An 18,143-nucleotide genomic window follows, 5' to 3' on the forward strand; every position below is an offset into this window, starting at 1 on the left:
TCTCGACTACTCGACGGTGACCGACTTCGCCAGGTTGCGTGGCTGGTCGACGTCGAGGCCCTTGGCCGCGGCGAGCTCCATGCCGAACATGTGCAGCGGGGCCACGGCGAGCAGCGGCTCGAACAGCGGGGTCGCGAGCGGGATCCGCAGGACCTCGTCGGCGAAGGGCAGCACCGCGGCGTCGCCTTCTTCCGCGATGGCGATGACCCGGGCACCGCGGGCGCGGATCTCCTGGATGTTCGAGACGACCTTCGGGTGCAGCGATCGCGGGTCGCGGGGCGACGGCACGATGACGAAGACGATCTGGCCCGGCTCGATCAACGCGATCGGACCGTGCTTGAGCTCACCGGCGGCGAAGCCCTCGGCGTGGATGTACGCGAGTTCCTTCAGCTTCAGCGCACCTTCGAGCGCGATCGGGTAGCCGACGTGGCGACCGAGGAACAGCACGCTCCGGGTGTCCGCCATCCAGCGGGCCAGGTCCTTGATGCCTGCGGCGTCCTCGATGGTCTGCTGGAGCTTCGGTGCGAGCCCCTCGAGCTCGGCCACCTGCTCGGCGATCTGCTCGGTGGTGAGCGTGCCGCGCAGCGTCGCCAGGTGCAGCCCGAGCAGGTACAGCGCGACGCCCTGGGCGATGAACGCCTTGGTGGACGCGACGGCGACCTCGGGTCCGGCGTGCGTGTAGATCACGGCGTCGGACTCACGCGGGATCGTGGCGCCCTGGGTGTTGCAGATCGACAGGACCTGGGCGCCCTGTTCGCGGGCGTACTTGACGGCCATGAGCGTGTCCATGGTCTCGCCGGACTGGCTGATCGAGACGACCAGGGTGCGCTCGTTCAGCACCGGGTCGCGGTAGCGGAACTCGTGGGCGAGCTCGACCTCGACCGGGATGCGGGCCCACTGCTCGATGGCGTACTTGCCCAGGATGCCGGCGTAGGCGGCGGTGCCGCAGGCGATCACGATGACCCGGTCGACGGTCGCCAGGCGCTCGGCGATCGGGTCGAGGTCGGTCAGGGTGACGGCGCCGTCGTGGACACGGCCGAGGATCGTCTTGGCGACGGCCTCGGGCTCCTCGCTGATCTCCTTCGCCATGAACGAAGACCAGCCGCCCTTGTCGGCGGCGGAGGCGTCCCAGTTGACCTCGAACTCGGTCGGCGTGGCGGGGGTGCCGTCGAAGTGGATGACGTCGACGCCGTCGGGGCGGATCGTGGCGATCTCGTCCTGCCCGATCGACAGCGCGCGCTGCGTGTAGGCGACGAACGCGGCGACGTCCGAGCCCATGAAGTTCTCGCCGTCGCCGAGCCCGACCACCAGGGGCGAGTTGCGACGGGCGCCGACGACGACACCGGGCTGGTCGGCGTGCACAACGAGGAGCGTGAAGGCGCCCTCGAGTCGCTGCACGGCCTGCTGCATGGCGGCGGTCAGGTCACCGGTGTCGCGGAAGGTCCGCCCGACCAGGTGCGCGGCGACCTCGGAGTCGGTCTCGCTGCGGAACTCGATGCCCTCGGCCTGCAGTTCGGCGCGGAGCTCGGAGAAGTTCTCGATGATGCCGTTGTGGATGAGGGCGAGCTTGTCGCCGTCGGCCAGGTGCGGGTGGGCGTTGCCGTCGGTCGGGCCACCGTGGGTCGCCCAGCGGGTGTGCCCGATGCCGGTCGTGCCGTCCGGGATCGGCGACGACTCGAGTTCGTCGACCAGGGCCTGGAGCTTGCCGGCCTTCTTGGCCGACACGAGGTCTCCGGCTGGGTCGACCACGGCGATGCCCGCCGAGTCGTAGCCGCGGTACTCGAGGCGGCGGAGGCCACCGAGGAGGACGTCCTGGCTGCTGTTGCTGCCGACGTAGCCGACGATTCCACACATGGGACCGATCCTACGGTCTGCCTGGACGCCGACCCTGCGAAGTCCCGGGGGTGGGGATAACGTTTCGGCCATGGGACGCTTCGACGACATCGCCATCACCACGCTGCACGGCGAGGACACCACGTTCGGCGCCTACGCCGACAAGGCCGTACTGGTCGTGAACGTCGCCTCCCGGTGCGGCCTCGCCCCGCAGTACGAGCAGCTCGAGGCCCTGCAGAAGCAGTACGGCCCCCGCGGGTTCACGGTGCTGGGCTTCCCGAGCAACCAGTTCCTGCAGGAGCTCGGCTCGTCCGAGGCGATCGACGAGTACTGCTCCACCACGTGGGGCGTGACGTTCCCGATGTCCGAGAAGGTCAAGGTCAACGGCAAGAGCGCCCACCCGCTCTACCAGGCCCTCAAGGAGACCCCGGACGCCGACGGCAAGGCCGGTCGGGTGAGCTGGAACTTCGAGAAGTTCCTCGTCGCCCCCGACGGCACCGTCACGCGCTTCCGCCCCACCACGAAGCCGGACGCCCCCGAGGTCGTCGCCGCCATCGAGGCGGCCCTGCCCGCCTGACGCGTCGCGTCCTGCGGGCGCGCACCGAGCACTGGCCGGGAGGCCCGGGGCACGTGAGCCGACCGGCTCACGTGGCCCGGGCCTCCCGTCTGTACGCTCGATCCCATGCCGATCCCGGAGACCGCCGTCGCGCACCCGACCCCGTTCGTGGAGATCCCGCGTGCCGAGTGGTCGCAGCTCGCACCCAAGGAGCACCTGTCGCTCACCGAGACCGAGATCGTGCAGCTGCGCGGACTCGGCGACCGGTTGGACATGCAGGAGGTGCAGGAGGTCTACCTGCCCCTGTCCCGCCTGCTCACGCTCTACGCGGCCGGCGCACGGAACCTGCACGCCGAGACGAGCCGGTTCCTGGGTGAGCGCGCCGGACGCACGCCGTTCGTCATCGGCGTCGCGGGTTCCGTCGCCGTCGGCAAGTCCACCGTCGCCCGTCTGCTGCGGGAGCTGACGAAGCGTTGGCCGGACACCCCTCGCGTGGAGCTCGTGACGACCGACGGCTTCCTGTACCCGAACGCCGAGCTGGAGCGCCGGGGGATCATGGACCGCAAGGGCTTCCCGGAGTCGTACGACCGCCGCTCCCTGCTGCGCTTCGTGAGCCAGGTGAAGAGCGGGGCGACCGAGGTCCGGGCGCCGTACTACTCGCACCTGGTCTACGACATCGTGCCCGATGCCGAGATCGTCGTCCGGCAGCCCGACGTGCTCATCGTCGAGGGTCTCAACGTGCTGGCGCCCCCGGTGCACGGGCGGCTCGCGCTGTCCGACCTGTTCGACTTCACGATCTACGTGGACGCGAAGACCAAGGACATCGAGTCCTGGTACGTCGACCGGTTCCTCGCCCTGCAGGAAGAGGCGTTCTCGAGCCCCGACTCATTCTTCCACCGGTTCGCCTCGCTCTCGCGTGAGGACGCGGTGCGGACGGCGACCGAGGTCTGGCGGGCGATCAACGAGCCGAACCTGCTCGAGAACGTGCTGCCCACGCGCTCCCGCGCCACCCTGGTGCTGAAGAAGGGCGCGAACCACAAGGTGAACTCGGTCCTGCTCCGCAAGATCTGAACGGGAGCGGGCAGCAAAACACCGGTGTTCGCGAGCTGAACCGCGTCCTGCGCGTGTTCAACCGGCGAACACCGGTGTCTTGCGGAGGGGAACCTACGCGGCGTCGAGCGCCAGGCGGTCCTGCACGACGGCGGCGAGCTCCTCGGCGATGCGCTGGGCGTCGTCCTGCGACGCAGCCTCGACCATGACCCGCACGACCGGCTCGGTGCCGGAGGGTCGGAGCAGCACGCGACCGGTGTCGCCGAGTGCCGCGGACGCCGCAGTCACGGCGTCCTGCACGCCCTGGTCGGCGAGCCCGTGACGATCGACGCCGCGGACGTTGAGCAGCACCTGCGGGAACACCGTCATGCACGAGGCGAGCTCCTGCAGGGTCTTGCCCGTCCGCGCCATCTCGGCGACCAGGTGGAGCCCGGTGAGGATGCCGTCGCCCGTGGTGGCGAACTCGTTGAAGATGATGTGGCCGGACTGCTCGCCACCGATGGAGTAGTCGCCCTCGGTCATCTTCTCGAGCACGTAGCGGTCGCCGACACCGGCCTCGATCACGGTGATGCCCGCGTCGGCCATGGCCCGCTTGAGCCCGAGGTTCGACATGACCGTCGCGACGAGGGTGTCGTCCTTCAGGCGTCCGCGCTCCTGCAGCGACAACGCCAGGATCGCCATGATCTGGTCGCCGTCGATCGCGTTGCCCGCGGCGTCGACCGCCAGGCAACGGTCCGCGTCGCCGTCGTGCGCGATGCCGACGTCCGCGCCGGCTTCGAGCACGGCGCGCGACAGGTTGTCGATGTGGGTCGACCCGACGCCGTCGTTGATGTTCCAACCGTCGGGGTCGGCACCGATGAGCGTCACGCGGGCACCCGCGTTGACGAAGACCTCGGGTGAGACGCCAGCGGCGGCACCGTTGGCGCAGTCGAGCACGACGTGGATGCCGTCGAGCCGGTGCGGCAGCGTGCCGAGCAGGTGGACGACGTAGCGGTCCTCGGCGTCGGCGAACCGCGAGATGCGCCCGACGTCGATGCCGGTGGGGGTCGGTGCGGAGTGGTCGTGCATGGCCGCTTCGATGCGGTCCTCGACCTCGTCCGGCAGCTTGCGACCACCCGTGGCGAAGAACTTGATCCCGTTGTCGGGAGCGGGGTTGTGCGACGCGGAGATCATCACGCCGAAGTCGGCGTCGATGTCCGCGACGAGGAACGCCGCAGCGGGCGTGGGGATGACCCCGGCGTCGAGCACGTCGACGCCGGCCGAGGCGAGCCCGGCCGCGACGGCGGCACCGAGGAACTCGCCGGAGACGCGCGGGTCACGCGCGAGGACCGCGCGCGGGCGCGGTCGACCCGACGCCCGGCGGGCGTCGGCATGGTGTCCGTGTGTGAGGACGGCCGCGCTCGCCTGGGCAAGACCCAGTGCGAGCGCGGCCGTCAGCTCGCCGTTGGCGAGACCACGAACCCCGTCGGTACCGAACAGACGCGGCATGGCGATCTTCAGCCGGTGACGACTAGCGCTTCGAGAACTGCGACGCCTTGCGGGCCTTCTTGAGACCGGCCTTCTTGCGCTCGATGACGCGGGCGTCACGGGTGAGGAAGCCGGCCTTCTTGAGGGCCGCGCGGTTGTTCTCGCGGTCGATCTCGTTCAGGGTGCGGGCGATGGCGAGGCGGAGCGCGCCGGCCTGACCCGAGGGGCCGCCACCGGTGATGCGGGCGACGACGTCGTACGAGCCGAGGAGCTCGAGCACCTTGAACGGGTCGTTGATGAGCTGCTGGTGCAGCTTGTTCGGGAAGTAGTCCTCGAGCGTGCGACCGTTCACGACGAACGTGCCGGAGCCCGGAACGAGGCGAACGCGCGCGATGGCCTCCTTGCGGCGCCCGACGGCACCGCCGGAGACGTTGAGGATCTGACGGGGAGCAGCCTCGGCAGCGGCGGGTGCGCTCTCCGTGGTGAAGCTCTCCGGGGTCTGGTCGAGGGAATCAGCGATCTGAGCCATGAGTTTCTCTATGTCCTTGAAGTCGTCGTGGCCGGAACTACTGTGCGACCTGGTCGAAGATGTACGCCTTGGGCTGCTGCGCGGCGTGCGGGTGCTCCGCGCCGGCGTAGACCTTCAGCTTCTTGAGCTGCTCGCGGCCGAGGGTGTTCTTCGGCAGCATGCCGCGGATCGCCTTCTCGACGGCGCGGGTGGGGTGCTTCTCGAGCATCTCCGGGTAGGAGGTCGCCGTCAGGCCGCCCGGGTACCCCGAGTGACGGTAGTAGACCTTCTTCGCGAGCTTCGAACCGGTCAGTGCGACCTTGTCGGCGTTCACGATGATGACGTAGTCCCCCATGTCCATGTGCTGGGCGAAGGTGGCCTTGTGCTTGCCGCGCAGGAGCGCCGCGGCGTGGGTGGCGAGACGGCCGAGGACGACGTCGGTGGCGTCGATGACGATCCAGTCGTGCTGGACGTCTGCCGGCTTCGGTGAGAACGTGCGAGTCACAGGAGTGCTGCTTTCGTGTCGAGGTGAGGAGTCCGTGAATCCCACTCCGGTCGGGAGTTCCGCGGGCAGAAGCACGGGGAACACCTCGGTTGGAGGGCTCATCTGACTGTCCGCGCGCGGGGCGCACAGACCAAGGTGAGAGCCTAGCCGACGCGGGGTGCGTCGGTCAAACGCGGCCACCCACCGGCCTGGAGGCGCGGGGCGGCCCCGCACCGCGCCTCCAGTCCTCCGCGCGGTCGCGCCCACCGCGCATGGGTGAGCAGAAGACGTCGGGTCCGCACCGCGAACCCGACGTCTTCTGCACACTCATCGCCCCGACGTGGGGCGTGGGGACTACTCCGCAGCCGCAGCCCGACGGCGGCGACGCACGACCAGCACACCCGCACCCGCCGCGAGCAGCAGGAACGCCACCAGCGCACCGGCACCGAGCCCGGAAGCGCCCGTGAACGCGAGCTGCCCGTCCGCGGTGATCGTGATCGGGCTCCACCCGATCAGCGTGCCGTCCGCAGCCGTCACCGCCAACCGGTGCGCACCAGCGGAGGTGTCCGCCGGGATCGTGACGCGCACCGTGCCGTCAGCGCCGACCGTCACCGTTCCGATCAGCGTCGGGGTCGAGTACAACCACACGTCCACGACGTCACCCGCGTACTGCGTGCCCACCGTCACCGTGATGGTCTCCCCCGCACGAGCCGACGACGGCGCCGAGACGCTCCCGCGGTTCGCGTCGGTGAGACCGGTCTCCGACGGGGCCACCGGCGGCACCGCCCCGGGAGTCGACGGGGTCGGAGCGGGGGTCGGCTTCGAGGGCGTCGGGCTCGGCACCGGGGTCGGGTCGGTCCCGGGCTCGGTGCCCGGGTCCGTGCCCGGGGCGTCCAGGTCGAAGCCGACCAGGATCGGGTCGTGGTCGCTCGCCCGGTACACGTCGTCGGTGTACAGGTTCGTCGCGTTGTAGTTGTAGCGGCTGTACTCCAGGCCCACCGACTCGACCGAGTTGATGTTCCAGATGTCCACGCCCGTGACCGTCTCGAGTGCGGCCTTCGAGGCGAACACGTGGTCGAGCGAACCGCTCAGGCCGGAGAACACGTAGGAGTACTCGGTGCTGTCCCGAGCCGGGCCGAGGTCGGTGTAGCCGGCGTCGTCGAGGACGACCACCGGGTCCTCCTTGCTGTAGGCGTTGAAGTCGCCGAGCATGAACACCTTGTCGGTGCCGTACTGGTCCTGCATGGCGCTGGAGAAGGTCACGAGGGCCTTCGCCTGGGCCACGCGGGACGCGTTCGACGCTCCCTGCCCGTCACCCTGGTCGGCGTTCTCACCGGTGCCGGAGCCCTTGGACTTGAAGTGGTTCGCGATCACCAGGAAGTCGTCGTCCGCGGTGCCACCGACCGGGCGGAACGCGTCCGCGACGGGCTGGCGGGCGTTCGTGAACGCGTCGTCGAGCAGGATCGTGGACTCGCCGACGGGCTCGACGCGGGCCTTCTTGTAGATGAGTGCGAGGCGGATGACGTCCTCGCTCGCGGGCACGACGGCCGGGGACTTCGCATACGCCCAGGTGTCCTGGCCGGTGGCGGCGTTGAGCGCGTCGACCAGGGTGGCCACGGCGGCGTCGCGGTCCTGGCCGAAGCGGGCCGAGTTCTCGATCTCCTCGAGCGAGACGACGTCGGCGTCCAGCCCGTTGATGGCCTTGACGATCTTGACCTGCTGGCGCAGGAAGTCCTCCTGCTCAGCGGCGCCGCGGGCGTCGCAGCCGGAGTTCACCGTGACGGGGTCGCCGGCACGGTCGGTGTAGTACTTGCAGCCGGTGAGCTCGTCGCCCGTGGTCGGGAAGTAGTTGAGCACGTTGAAGCCGGCGAGCTTCAGGTCACCGCCGACGTCCTGCGGTGCCGGCTGGCGCACCTTCGAGAACGACGCCGGCAGGTCGGCCGCCGGGGTCGCACCGGTGATCGGCGCGGTCGGCTGGAACTTCCACCCGTTGTTGCGGTAGTCGAGGACGACCGGCTCGGTGAAGGTGGCGGCGGCCCCGACGGTGACGGGGCCCTGGGTGAGCCACGACACCGGGATGCCCTGGTTCGCCTGGGTGAGGAAGTTCGTGCTCGCGCCGTCGTCGAGCGTGACCTTGCGCGCGGCGTTGTCGGCCTCGACGGCCTTCGCCTCGGCGCTGCCGGGGCGACCGACCTCGGTCGGCTGGACCAGACGCTTCGTCCCACTGGCGAGCACGACCTCGCCGTACTGGTTCGTCGTGTAGTTGTCGGCGACGGTGAAGGCGCCCTGGGGAGCGACGAGCATGCTCTCGAGCGACTCCCGCTGGGCGTCGGACGACGGGAACGCGACCGCGGCGGGCTGCGGTGCCGCGACGGTGTCGTCGAGCTGCTGCAGCGACGAGGCACCGGACACCGTGAGCTCGGTCAGGCCGAAGTACTCGGAGACGGCGCCGGTGACGCGAACGTGGTCGCCCCGCTGCACCAGTCCGGCGGTGGCGGACGAGAACACGAACACGGCGTCGGACGCGGTGTGGGCGCCGAGGTCGATCGCGCCGCCGGTGCCGGCGGTCTGGATCGTGTAGCCGTCGAAGCCACCGGTGCCGTACACCGCGGTGACGACGCCGTCGGTCGTGACGTTCTTGCCGGCGTACGGCGAGGTGTCCGTGGTGCCCTGCAGCTGGGCGATGGTCACCGTCTCGGCGGGGGTGCCGGGCGTGGGGGTCCCGCCGTCGCCCGGGTCGGTCGGGTCCGTGGGTTCGGTCGGCGCCGTCGTCTCGCCCGCGGCGTTCCGCGGGGTGAGCGTCGTCGTCACCGAGAAGTCCGCGCCGTTGACGTCGGTGTCCGTGGTGCCCTGGCGGACCAGGCCGTTCGGCACCGAGTTGTCCCCGGTCACGGTGCGGACGGTCGACTCGAACGTGTTCGAGGCGCCGTAGCCGAGCAGGTCGACGACGCCGTCGGTGCCGGCGGCGACGGGTCCGGCGGCGAGCGCCAGCGGTGCGGTGGCGTCGGAGAGCACGAGGGTGCCCGTGGTGCCCGACGGGGTGAGCGACGCGGTGTCGTCGGCGGCGGGCAGGTCCTCGCCGGCCGCGGTGGCCCCGCCGTTGCCCGCCATCGACACCAGGAAGGTGCCCTTCGCCGGCACGGTGCCCGCGAGTGCGCTGGCCGAGAAGGTGCCGGTGCCCGTCGCGGAGCGGTACTGCAGCGACCACCCGTCGAGCGACACCGGGGCGTCGGTCGGGTTGCCGATCTCGACGAACTTCTGGTTGTAGGAGGCGCCCTTGCTGCCCGCCTTCAGGTAGGCCTCCTCGATGACGAGGCCGGTCCCCTCGGGGTTCGCGGACGCTGCGGTGACGGTGACGAGTGGTGCCGCGAGGAGCGTCGCGGCCGCCGTGGCGCACAGCAGAGTGCGCCCGAGGGTGTTGGCCATGCCCGCACGCTACCGACCTGCGGGGACATTCAGGTTGCGCTGAGGTAAATGATTGCGTTCGGCAACATCAGCGATGCGGCGGCATCAGCCGATCGGCAGCCAGGTCCCGCCCACGCGCCGCACGGCTGGTCCGTGTCCGGGCAGTACCAGTGCCGGGAACGGCAGCGCCCGCGCCGACTCGAGCGCGCGGTCCTGGTCGGCGGTGAAGAACGGCGTGATCATCCGCGGCCGCGGGGCCCACGACCCGGGCTGGGTGTCGTGGCGACTGACGACCGCGTCGCCCGTCACGATCGCGTCGGCTGCGGGCAGCAGGTACGCCGTCGAACCGTCGGTGTGCCCGACGGCCGGGAGCGGCGCGATCGCGCGTCCCGCGAAGTCCGCGCCCGTGAACGCACGCGCCGACGGCACGGTGGTGGGCCGCAGGGCGTCCGACCGGATCGCCCGTGCCAACCAGGCGAGGACGCGTGGGCTGGCGAGCCGACCGCCGATCTCCGCCGGGGTGACCTGCTGCCGCTCCGGCCCGCGGACGTTGTCGAGCTCGTCGGCGTGGGCGAGCACCTCGACGTGCGGGTACCGCTCCAGGATCCCGGGGATGCCGCCGACGTGGTCGACGTGTCCGTGCGTGACGTAGACGCGTCGGAGGTCGGCGGGGTCGTGTCCGGCGGCGCGCACGGTGTCGAGCACCAGGTCCGTGTCGGCCGGGTACCCCGCGTCGATGAGCGCGACGCCGTCCTCCTCCGCCAGCACCACCCAGTTGGACACGGGGCCCTCGACGAAGACGACTCCGGGGGCGACGGACACGACGGAACGGGGTTCGCGCGGGCTCATCCCTCGACGGTACCGTCCGCCGAGCGTCGGGCCCGGGTCTGCTCCGCCCGCTCCGCGAGCGCAGCGTCCGCCGGGTAGCCCACCTCGGTCAGGGTCAGTCCCTTCGCGGGCGCCGTCTTGAACGCGCTGGTGCGTTCCTCGGCGACGCGCAGTTCCTCGAGGCGGTCCGGGCCGAAGCGGCCCTCGCCGACGGCGATGGTCGCGCCGACCATGGCCCGCACCATCGAGTGGCAGAAGGCGTCGGCCTGGAGGCGCGCCACCAGCACGCCGTCCGGCTCGCGGTCCCAGCGGAACTGCTGCAACGTCCGGATGGTGGTCGCCCCCTCGCGCGGCTTGCAGAACGTCGCGAAGTCGTGCAGCCCGAGCAGCGTCAGCGCACCGCGCTCCATCGCTGCCGGGTCGAGCCGCGCCGCGTGCCAGAGCGTGTGCCCCCGCCGACGTGGATCGCGCGGGGCGTCGGCGTCCGCGATCCGGTACTCGTACCGGCGCCAGAGTGGCGAGAACCGGGCGTCGAACCCGGCGGGCGCCACCGAGGCCCCGGTGACGACGACGTCCCCCTCGGGTGCCGCGATGCCGTTCACCCGCTTGCGCAACCCGTCGAGGGGTGAGCGGCCCGACCCACGCTTCCCGGTGAGTGCTGCCCACTGCTCTGCCGACAGGTCCAGGTGCGCGACCTGCCCGGTGGCGTGCACGCCGGCGTCGGTGCGTCCGGCGACGGTGAGCAGCGGCGGTTCGCCCCAGCGGGTGAAGACGGTGGCGAGGGCGGCTTCGAGGGCACCCTGCACGGTCCGGAGCCCGGGCTGCCGTGCCCACCCGGAGAACGCGGCCCCGTCGTAGGCGATGTCGAGCCGCAGCCGCACGTCGGCGGTGCTGTCGGAATCCTGCAACCCGGCCGTCTCGTCCACGTGACCACCGTAGCGGGGGTGGTCCGTGCCTCCCGGCAGGTGCCCCGTCCACCGGGTCGTGGCTGCCTGCACCCGTTCAGCCGCGCGGCCGACCGAACGCTGACGGGCCCGTGCGGGTGTCGAGGTCGTCGGTGGCGCGTCGCTCGGACTCGACGATCCCACGCAGGGCGACGAGCGCGGCCGACGTGACGGCGACGTGGGAGGGGTTCTCGCGCGAGGCGTCGAGCGCTTGCTCGAGGTCGGCGATCGCCGCCTCGGCCTGGTCCTCCGGGGAGTCGCCGCGGATCGTGCTGGCGATCTTCCGGACCGCCTCGGCGATGGGCGTGGCGAAGGCGGGGTCCGGCCGCCCGACGCCCTCGGACACCGGGCCGGAACGTGCCACGAGCTCGGTGAGGTCCGTCGTGTACCAGGCGACCCGTTCCAGCGCGCGGAAGCGTCCACCGTCCTTCTGGAGCCGCGCGCGGGATCCGCGCAGGGCACCGCGGGGGTTGAGCCGTCGGCTCTCGTGCGCGATCGCCACGCGCGATCGCACGTCGGCGATGGCGCGGTCCAGGCGGTCCTGCTGGTGGTCCCACGCCTTCTCGTCGCGCTTGCCCTCCTCGAGCACGGCAGCCAGGCCGTCGAGGTGGTCGGCGAGCACGCCGTTCACCGCGTCGATGCGGTGTTCGGCGTCCCAGAAGTGCAGCGGCGGGAACACCAGGAAGTTGACGAGCAGCCCGACGACCACGCCCACGGCCATCTGCACCAGGTACCCGAGCGAGTAGCCCTCGGCGTGCGCGCCGCCGACGAGCAGCACGAAGAGCGCCGCGGTGGACACCCACGAGCTGCCCTCGCCCAGCACGCGGAACCCACCGACGAGCACACCGACGCCGACCGCCAGGGCGATCGCCAGGAAACCGGGGTCCCCGACCCACATCGTGAACCCGGCGATCAGGATGCCGAGCGCGATCCCGACCAGGGTCTGCACGCCGCTCCGGATGCCCGCGAACACCGTGGTCTGCATCGCGACGACGGCACCGAGCGGTGCGTAGTAGGGGTACTCGGCCGCGACGCCCGGCATGTGCTGCGCCACGAACCAGGCGATCACCGCGGCGGCAGCGGCCTTGCCTGCGTGCAGCAGGCGCGGTTGCGTGCCCGAGGTCCGGCTCCACCGCCAGACCCGTGTCCCCAGACCCGCTACGTGCTGGAACGCCATGACTTCCCTCCGTCGCACCCGGCCGGTGACGTTACGCCGAGCCGTCGGTGAGCGCGACCAGCCTCGGGCACGACGAAGCCCCCGCGACCTGGGTCGCGGGGGCTTCGTCGTGGTGGTGCAGCGCGCCCGGGGCGCACCGGACTACTTGGTGTCGGCGTCGTCCGACTTCTCGGCGGCGTCGGCCTCGACCTCGGCAGCTGCCTCGGTCTCGGACTCGGTCTCGACCGGGGCGGACTCCTCGGTGGTCTCGGTCTCCTCGACCGGGGCCTCCTCGGTGGTCTCGTCGGCGGCCGGGGCGGCAGCAGCGGCCGGAGCCGAGTTGCGCTTGACCGGAGCGGGCGTGCTCGAGACGGGCTCGAGGACGAGCTCGATCGACGCCAGCGGGGCGTTGTCGCCCTTGCGGAAGCCGAGCTTCGTGATGCGGGTGTAACCACCCTGGCGGTCCTCGACCTGGGGGGCGATCTCGGTGAACAGCGTGTGCACGACGGACTTATCGCGCAGGATGCTGATCACACGACGACGCGCGTGCAGGTCGCCGCGCTTCGCGAACGTGATGAGACGCTCCGCGACCGGACGGAGGCGCTTGGCCTTCGTCTCGGTGGTCGTGATGCGACCGTGCGTGAAGAGGGCGTTGGCGAGGTTGCTCAGGAGCAGGCGCTCGTGGGCGGGACCGCCACCGAGGCGGGGGCCCTTGGTGGGCTTCGGCATGTCAGTTCTCCAGTGGTGAAAGTGGTGCGCGCGGTGTCAGCGCGCTTGCGCGTGAGCGCGAGGTCAGTTGTTGGACTCGTCCTCGTCGTACCCGCTGTAGAAGTGGGCGCCGTCGAATCCGGGGACGGTGTCCTTGAGGGACAGGCCGAGCTCGGTGAGCTTGTCCTTGACCTCGTCCACCGACTTCTGACCGAAGTTGCGGATGTTCATGAGCTGCGTCTCCGACAGGGCGACGAGCTCGGACACCGTGTTGATGCCCTCCCGCTTCAGGCAGTTGTAGCTGCGGACCGACAGGTCGAGGTCCTCGATCGGGGTCTGCAGTTCGTTCGAGAGCACGGCGTCGACCGGCGCGGGGCCGATCTCGATGCCCTCGGCCGCCGTGTTGAGCTCGCGAGCGAGCCCGAACAGCTCGACCAGCGTGCGACCGGCCGACGCGATGGCGTCGCGCGGCGTGATGGCCGGCTTCGCTTCGACGTCGACGACCAGGCGGTCGAAGTCCGTGCGCTCACCGGCACGCGTCGCCTCGACGCGGTAGGTGACCTTGAGGACGGGCGAGTAGATCGAGTCGATCGGGATCTGACCGGCTTCGCTGAACTCGGAACGGTTCTGCGTCGCCGAGACGTAGCCACGGCCACGCTCGATCGTCAGCTCGAGCTCGAAGCGCGCGGTGTCGTTCAGGGTCGCGATGACGAGTTCCGGGTTGTGGATCTCGACGCCGGCCGGAGCGGAGATGTCCGCTGCGGTGACCTGACCGGCACCCTGCTTGCGCAGGTACGCCGTGATGGGCTCGTCGTGCTCGCTGGAGACGACCAGGCTCTTGATGTTGAGGATGATCTCGGTGACGTCTTCCTTGACACCGGGAACGGTGCTGAACTCGTGGAGGACGCCGTCGATGCGGATGCTGGTGACAGCCGCGCCGGGGATCGAGGAGAGGAGCGTGCGGCGCAGCGAGTTGCCGAGGGTGTACCCGAAGCCGGGCTCGAGCGGCTCGATGACGAAGCGCGAGCGGTGCTCGGAGATCGGCTCCTCGGTCAGGGTGGGGCGCTGTGCAATGAGCACTGTGGGATTCCTTTCGGCGAAGTGTCCGCTATATGACACTTGGCGGTACGACGGGGCCGCATGGGCCCCGACGGGTCTGTTGAGTTGTGATCACGCGCACACACGTGCGCGATCGAACGACCAGGAATGGCCGCGGGCCCTGCCCGCCCTCGCCGGAACGGATCCGGTCAGGGGACGAGCAGGGCGCGGCCGGTTGCTCCTCGCGTCAGACGCGGCGGCGCTTGGGCGGGCGGCACCCGTTGTGCGCCTGCGGCGTGACGTCGTTGATCGAGCCGACCTCGAGGCCAGCGGCCTGGAGGGAACGGATCGCGGTCTCGCGACCCGAACCCGGGCCCTTCACGAAGACGTCGACCTTCTTGACGCCGTGCTCCTGCGCCTGACGCGCAGCGGACTCGGCAGCGAGCTGCGCCGCGAACGGCGTCGACTTGCGCGAACCCTTGAAGCCCACGGCACCCGAGGACGCCCAGCTGAGGACGGCACCCGACGGGTCGGTGATGCTGACGATCGTGTTGTTGAACGTGCTCTTGATGTGGGCCTGGCCCACAGCGACGTTCTTCTTCTCCTTGCGGCGCGGCTTGCGCGCGGCAGTCTTGGGGGTAGCCATCGGGGTCTCCTATCGAGCCTTCTTCTTGCCTGCCACGGTGCGCTTCGGTCCCTTGCGGGTACGAGCGTTGGTCTTGGTGCGCTGACCGCGCACCGGGAGACCACGACGGTGGCGGAGACCCTCGTAGCTGCCGATCTCGACCTTGCGTCGGATGTCGGCGGCGACCTCACGGCGGAGGTCACCCTCGACCTTGAAGTTGCCCTCGATGAAGTCACGGAGGGCGACGAGCTGGTCGTCGGTCAGGTCCTTGACGCGGATGTCACCGGAGATACCGGTCTCCGTCAGTGCCTGGACGGCGCGGGTACGGCCGACGCCGTAGATGTACGTGAGTGCGATCTCCACGCGCTTCTCGCGCGGGATGTCGACGCCTGCTAGACGTGCCATGTGATGGCTGCTCCTGTTGTCGATGGAGGTGTGGCGCAGTACCGGTGCTCGGGCCTCCGCCCCGAGGTGTCCCCCGGCCGTCGTGCGGTCGGGTTCTGGTACTGCGTTGTCGATCTTCAGTTGTGGGTCGTGCTCGAGCAGCCTGGTGTCCGAGGGACACCGTCGGCGCCGGTCACGCGCCCGGGACTAGCCCTGGCGCTGCTTGTGACGCGGGTTGCTCTTGCAGATCACCATGACGCGGCCCTTGCGGCGAATCACACGGCAGTGTTCGCAGATGGGCTTGACGCTGGGGTTGACCTTCATGGTTCTTTCCTCGTGCTCGCTGGCTTCGTGCTCGGCAGGATTGCCGTGCCGTTCCTTTCCAGCTCGCGGATCACTTGTAGCGGTAGACGATCCGGCCGCGGGTCAGGTCGTACGGGCTCAGCTCCACGATCACGCGGTCCTCGGGGAGGATGCGGATGTAGTGCTGGCGCATCTTCCCGGAGATGTGCGCGAGGACCTTGTGTCCGTTCGTCAGCTCAACGCGGAACATCGCGTTGGGCAGAGCTTCGAGCACCGAGCCTTCGATCTCGATGACGCCGTCTTTCTTGGCCATAGCCTCACTGTCGCTTGGTTGTGGAACAGGTGTGATCCCCGAACCGGTCTGCGGGTCGGTCGCCACACCCGAGAGGGCATGACACACCAAAGATCGATCTTATGTGGTAAACCCGCAATTGCCAAGTGGGGGCGCGGAACACCCCACGTCTGGGGCTTCCGGAGCAGTGTCTGAGCGTTCCACAGTGGTTTGACGGCGCGCTCCGGGCGCGCTCATGCGTGCGAACCGTAGTTTTGCTCCGCAGCCACGTCCGCCGCGCCAGCAGCCAACGCGACGGACCACCGAACGGAGAACACGTGCCCGACGCCACACGACGCCCCTTCGCCAGTCACGGCAAGCAGGCCCGTCGCCGGGGTTGGGGCACGCTCGTCACCGTCGTGGCGTCCGCCGTCGCCGTCCTGCTCGTCAGCGGCACGAGCGTCGCCGCGATCGCCGGCGCACAGCTGTCGTCCGCTCCCCGGACCGTCGCGCTCAGCACCGACGACCAGAGCACCGCGAAGACCGCCGACATCTCGGCGATCAAGGGCGGGGCGAACATCCTGCTCATCGGCAGCGACACCCGTGTCGGCCAGTTCGACTCCGACGAGGACGTCGAGGGCGCTCGCAACGACGTCACGATGCTCATCCACATCTCAGCCGACCACCAGCAGCTCACCGCGGTCAGCTTCCCCCGTGACCTGATGGTCCCGATCCCGGCGTGCACGAACCCCGCGACCGGCACGACCTACCCCGCCGCGACGTCGGCGATGTTCAACACCGCACTCGGCAACGGTGGTGTCTCCTGCGTCGTGGACACGGTCGAGAACCTGACCGGCCTGAGCATCCCCTACGCCGGCCTGATCACCTTCGACGGTGTCATCGAGATGTCGAACGCCCTGGGCGGCGTCGACGTCTGCGTCGCCCAGCCGATCGACGACACGTTCACCGGCCTGCACCTGACGAAGGGCTCGCACTCGCTCCAGGGCACGGACGCCCTGGCCTTCCTGCGCAGCCGCCACGGTGTCGGTGACGGCAGCGACCTGGCCCGGATCAGCTCGCAGCAGGTGTTCCTCTCGGCGCTGCTCCGCAAGGTCACCTCGGACGGCACCCTCTCGAACCCCATCACGCTCTACAAGCTGGCCGGCGCCGCGCTGTCCAACATGACGCTCTCCGACGGGCTGGCGCAGACCGGGACACTGGTCAAGCTCGCCGCCGCCCTGCGTGGGATGAGCACGGCCAACATGCTCTTCGTGCAGTACCCCGTCGTCGACGACCCCGCCGACAACGCGCGCGTGGTCGTCGACCAGGAGACCGCGCACACGCTCAACGTGGCGCTGCAGAACGACGTCCGGTCCTCGCTGAGCGACTCGAGCACCGGCCGGGCGTCCGAGGAGTCGACGTCGAGCGGCGGATCGTCGGGCACGACCGGGTCGTCGGGGTCGTCGGGGTCGTCGGGATCGTCGGGAACGTCGACTGGCGGTTCGTCGCCTGCCGGCACCCCCGCACCCTCGTCGAGCGCAACGGCCACCCGGACGCCTGCCGCGTCGGCGACACCGCTGCCCTCGTCGATCACCGGGCAGAGTGCCTCGGAGCAGACCTGCTCCGTCGGCAACTGACGGCCGCCGCCGTCGGTCGCCCACCCGCACGGTCCGCCTGACGCGCCCTGAGCGCGCGCCGCACACACGGGGACCCGGCGGGGCGGACCCGGGCCGCGCCTCCAGGTCGTCAGGCCGTCAGGCCGTCAGGCCCAGCCCTGGAGGCCCGCCCTACGGGATCGGGACGGGCGTCACGCCCAGCGGGGCCAGGCCCCGTGCGCCGCCGTCGGCGGCGGTGAGCACCCAGATGCCGGACGCGTGCACCGCGACGCTGTGCTCCCAGTGGGCGGCGTCCTTGCCGTCCAGCGTGCGGACCGTCCAGTCGTCGTCGTCCGTCGAGCTGTCGATCGACCCGGCCGTGACCATGGGCTCGATGGCGACCACCAGGCCGGGCTTGACGGCCGGACCGGCGCCACGGACGCGGTAGTTGAAGACGGGTGGTTCCTCGTGCATCGACCGGCCGATGCCGTGGCCGGTGTAGTCCTCGACGATGCCCCACGAACCGGTCTCGTCGATCGCGTCCTCGACCGCCGAGCCGACCTCGTGCAGGTTCTTGGCGCTGGCCAGTGCTGCGATGCCGTGCCAGAGCGACCGCTCCGTCGTGTCGCAGAGCGCCTGCCGAGCCACCGTGACCGTCTCGTCGCCACCGGGGACGACGGTCGTGAAGGCGCTGTCGCCGTTCCAACCGTCGACCTCGGCACCGGCGTCGACCGACACGATGTCACCGGGCGCGAGCACGCGGTCGCCGGGGATCCCGTGCACGATCTCGTCGTTCACCGAGACGCACAAGGTGTGGCGGTAGCCGGGGACGAGCTGGAAGTTCGGGATGCCGCCGCCGTCGCGGATCGTGCGCTCCGCGATCACGTCGAGCGCACCGGTGGTGACGCCGGGACGGATCGCTGCACGGACGGCGTCCAGCGCCTCAGCCGTCAGCAGCCCCGGGCGGACCATCGCCCGGAGCTCGTCC

At 70.4% G+C, this 18,143-nt stretch carries 18 protein-coding genes; 3 read left to right on the top strand and 15 right to left on the bottom strand.

Annotated elements, in window-relative coordinates; genetic code table 11:
* Positions 1-6: 6 nt before the first annotated feature.
* Positions 7-1,854 (bottom strand): glutamine--fructose-6-phosphate transaminase (isomerizing), encoded by a 1,848-nt coding sequence (glmS, locus tag QRN30_RS06450; RefSeq protein ID WP_284760676.1) that lies wholly within the window; start codon positions 1,852-1,854, stop codon positions 7-9.
* 70 nt (positions 1,855-1,924) lie between these two features.
* Between glmS and QRN30_RS06455 the strand changes: the two genes are divergently transcribed.
* Together QRN30_RS06455 and coaA are read left to right on the top strand one after the other, a co-directional pair.
* Entirely contained in the window at positions 1,925-2,410 is a 486-nt protein-coding gene (locus tag QRN30_RS06455) for a glutathione peroxidase (RefSeq protein ID WP_017885496.1), read from the top strand.
* A 105-nt stretch (positions 2,411-2,515) separates the two neighbouring features.
* Positions 2,516-3,460, top strand: a complete 945-nt coding sequence (gene coaA, locus QRN30_RS06460) for a type I pantothenate kinase (RefSeq protein WP_056072020.1) — start codon at positions 2,516-2,518, stop codon at positions 3,458-3,460.
* A gap of 93 nt (positions 3,461-3,553) precedes the next feature.
* On the opposite strand, the gene glmM is transcribed toward coaA, so the two are convergent.
* The 13 genes from glmM to infA form a co-directional block, all read right to left on the bottom strand.
* Positions 3,554-4,927 (bottom strand): phosphoglucosamine mutase, encoded by a 1,374-nt coding sequence (gene glmM / locus QRN30_RS06465; RefSeq protein WP_056072023.1) that lies wholly within the window; start codon positions 4,925-4,927, stop codon positions 3,554-3,556.
* Between the two features lie 22 nt (positions 4,928-4,949).
* Positions 4,950-5,435, bottom strand: a complete 486-nt coding sequence (rpsI, locus tag QRN30_RS06470) for a 30S ribosomal protein S9 (protein WP_017885499.1) — start codon at positions 5,433-5,435, stop codon at positions 4,950-4,952.
* Between the two features lie 37 nt (positions 5,436-5,472).
* Positions 5,473-5,919, bottom strand: coding sequence for a 50S ribosomal protein L13 (rplM, locus tag QRN30_RS06475; RefSeq protein WP_017885500.1), 447 nt, complete (start codon positions 5,917-5,919; stop codon positions 5,473-5,475).
* A 333-nt stretch (positions 5,920-6,252) separates the two neighbouring features.
* Positions 6,253-9,324 carry an ExeM/NucH family extracellular endonuclease gene (locus QRN30_RS06480; RefSeq protein WP_284760680.1) on the bottom strand — a complete coding sequence of 1,024 codons (3,072 nt, stop codon included), beginning with the start codon at positions 9,322-9,324 and terminating at the stop codon, positions 6,253-6,255.
* Between the two features lie 84 nt (positions 9,325-9,408).
* Positions 9,409-10,152, bottom strand: a complete 744-nt coding sequence (locus QRN30_RS06485) for an MBL fold metallo-hydrolase (protein WP_017885502.1) — start codon at positions 10,150-10,152, stop codon at positions 9,409-9,411.
* Positions 10,149-11,057 carry a tRNA pseudouridine(38-40) synthase TruA gene (gene truA, locus QRN30_RS06490; RefSeq protein ID WP_175470701.1) on the bottom strand — a complete coding sequence of 303 codons (909 nt, stop codon included), beginning with the start codon at positions 11,055-11,057 and terminating at the stop codon, positions 10,149-10,151. The genes QRN30_RS06485 and truA overlap by 4 nt, the downstream gene beginning before the upstream one ends.
* Before the next feature lie 76 nt (positions 11,058-11,133).
* Positions 11,134-12,252, bottom strand: a complete 1,119-nt coding sequence (locus QRN30_RS06495) for an FUSC family protein (protein WP_017885504.1) — start codon at positions 12,250-12,252, stop codon at positions 11,134-11,136.
* Positions 12,253-12,393: 141 nt separating this feature from the next.
* Positions 12,394-12,960 (bottom strand): 50S ribosomal protein L17, encoded by a 567-nt coding sequence (rplQ, locus tag QRN30_RS06500; RefSeq protein WP_042537495.1) that lies wholly within the window; start codon positions 12,958-12,960, stop codon positions 12,394-12,396.
* Positions 12,961-13,023: 63 nt separating this feature from the next.
* Complete coding sequence (locus QRN30_RS06505) at positions 13,024-14,019, bottom strand: DNA-directed RNA polymerase subunit alpha (RefSeq protein ID WP_017885506.1); 996 nt, start codon at positions 14,017-14,019, stop codon at positions 13,024-13,026.
* Positions 14,020-14,224: 205 nt separating this feature from the next.
* Entirely contained in the window at positions 14,225-14,623 is a 399-nt protein-coding gene (rpsK, locus tag QRN30_RS06510) for a 30S ribosomal protein S11 (RefSeq protein WP_017885507.1), read from the bottom strand.
* A 9-nt stretch (positions 14,624-14,632) separates the two neighbouring features.
* Positions 14,633-15,007 carry a 30S ribosomal protein S13 gene (rpsM, locus tag QRN30_RS06515; protein WP_017885508.1) on the bottom strand — a complete coding sequence of 125 codons (375 nt, stop codon included), beginning with the start codon at positions 15,005-15,007 and terminating at the stop codon, positions 14,633-14,635.
* 186 nt (positions 15,008-15,193) lie between these two features.
* Entirely contained in the window at positions 15,194-15,310 is a 117-nt protein-coding gene (rpmJ, locus tag QRN30_RS06520) for a 50S ribosomal protein L36 (protein WP_022903266.1), read from the bottom strand.
* Positions 15,311-15,380: 70 nt separating this feature from the next.
* Positions 15,381-15,602, bottom strand: coding sequence for a translation initiation factor IF-1 (gene infA / locus QRN30_RS06525; RefSeq protein WP_017885509.1), 222 nt, complete (start codon positions 15,600-15,602; stop codon positions 15,381-15,383).
* 296 nt (positions 15,603-15,898) lie between these two features.
* Between infA and QRN30_RS06530 the strand changes: the two genes are divergently transcribed.
* Positions 15,899-17,197 carry an LCP family protein gene (locus tag QRN30_RS06530; RefSeq protein WP_071250148.1) on the top strand — a complete coding sequence of 433 codons (1,299 nt, stop codon included), beginning with the start codon at positions 15,899-15,901 and terminating at the stop codon, positions 17,195-17,197.
* A 150-nt stretch (positions 17,198-17,347) separates the two neighbouring features.
* Here the strand turns inward: QRN30_RS06530 and map are convergent, their stop codons facing one another.
* The gene (gene map / locus QRN30_RS06535; protein WP_042537634.1) at positions 17,348-18,127 is read right to left on the bottom strand and encodes a type I methionyl aminopeptidase; all 780 of its coding nucleotides are present in this window, start codon (positions 18,125-18,127) and stop codon (positions 17,348-17,350) included.
* Positions 18,128-18,143: the final 16 nt, after the last annotated feature.

The sequence above is a fragment of the Curtobacterium sp. MEB011 genome (genome assembly GCF_030209655.1).
GTDB classification, from domain to species: domain Bacteria; phylum Actinomycetota; class Actinomycetes; order Actinomycetales; family Microbacteriaceae; genus Curtobacterium; species Curtobacterium poinsettiae.

What these genes read in the sequence shown, in the direction of transcription:
- QRN30_RS06495 (WP_017885504.1), bottom strand. Translation starts at nt 12,252, where the DNA reads ATGGCGTTCCAGCACGTAGCGGGTCTGGGGACACGGGTCTGGCGGTGG.
- QRN30_RS06455 (WP_017885496.1), top strand. Translation starts at nt 1,925, where the DNA reads ATGGGACGCTTCGACGACATCGCCATCACCACGCTGCACGGCGAGGAC.
- glmM (WP_056072023.1), bottom strand. Translation starts at nt 4,927, where the DNA reads ATGCCGCGTCTGTTCGGTACCGACGGGGTTCGTGGTCTCGCCAACGGC.
- rpsI (WP_017885499.1), bottom strand. Translation starts at nt 5,435, where the DNA reads ATGGCTCAGATCGCTGATTCCCTCGACCAGACCCCGGAGAGCTTCACC.
- infA (WP_017885509.1), bottom strand. Translation starts at nt 15,602, where the DNA reads ATGGCCAAGAAAGACGGCGTCATCGAGATCGAAGGCTCGGTGCTCGAA.
- QRN30_RS06485 (WP_017885502.1), bottom strand. Translation starts at nt 10,152, where the DNA reads ATGAGCCCGCGCGAACCCCGTTCCGTCGTGTCCGTCGCCCCCGGAGTC.
- rplQ (WP_042537495.1), bottom strand. Translation starts at nt 12,960, where the DNA reads ATGCCGAAGCCCACCAAGGGCCCCCGCCTCGGTGGCGGTCCCGCCCAC.
- rpmJ (WP_022903266.1), bottom strand. Translation starts at nt 15,310, where the DNA reads ATGAAGGTCAACCCCAGCGTCAAGCCCATCTGCGAACACTGCCGTGTG.
- coaA (WP_056072020.1), top strand. Translation starts at nt 2,516, where the DNA reads ATGCCGATCCCGGAGACCGCCGTCGCGCACCCGACCCCGTTCGTGGAG.
- map (WP_042537634.1), bottom strand. Translation starts at nt 18,127, where the DNA reads ATGGTCCGCCCGGGGCTGCTGACGGCTGAGGCGCTGGACGCCGTCCGT.
- rpsM (WP_017885508.1), bottom strand. Translation starts at nt 15,007, where the DNA reads ATGGCACGTCTAGCAGGCGTCGACATCCCGCGCGAGAAGCGCGTGGAG.
- QRN30_RS06480 (WP_284760680.1), bottom strand. Translation starts at nt 9,324, where the DNA reads ATGGCCAACACCCTCGGGCGCACTCTGCTGTGCGCCACGGCGGCCGCG.
- rpsK (WP_017885507.1), bottom strand. Translation starts at nt 14,623, where the DNA reads ATGGCTACCCCCAAGACTGCCGCGCGCAAGCCGCGCCGCAAGGAGAAG.
- glmS (WP_284760676.1), bottom strand. Translation starts at nt 1,854, where the DNA reads ATGTGTGGAATCGTCGGCTACGTCGGCAGCAACAGCAGCCAGGACGTC.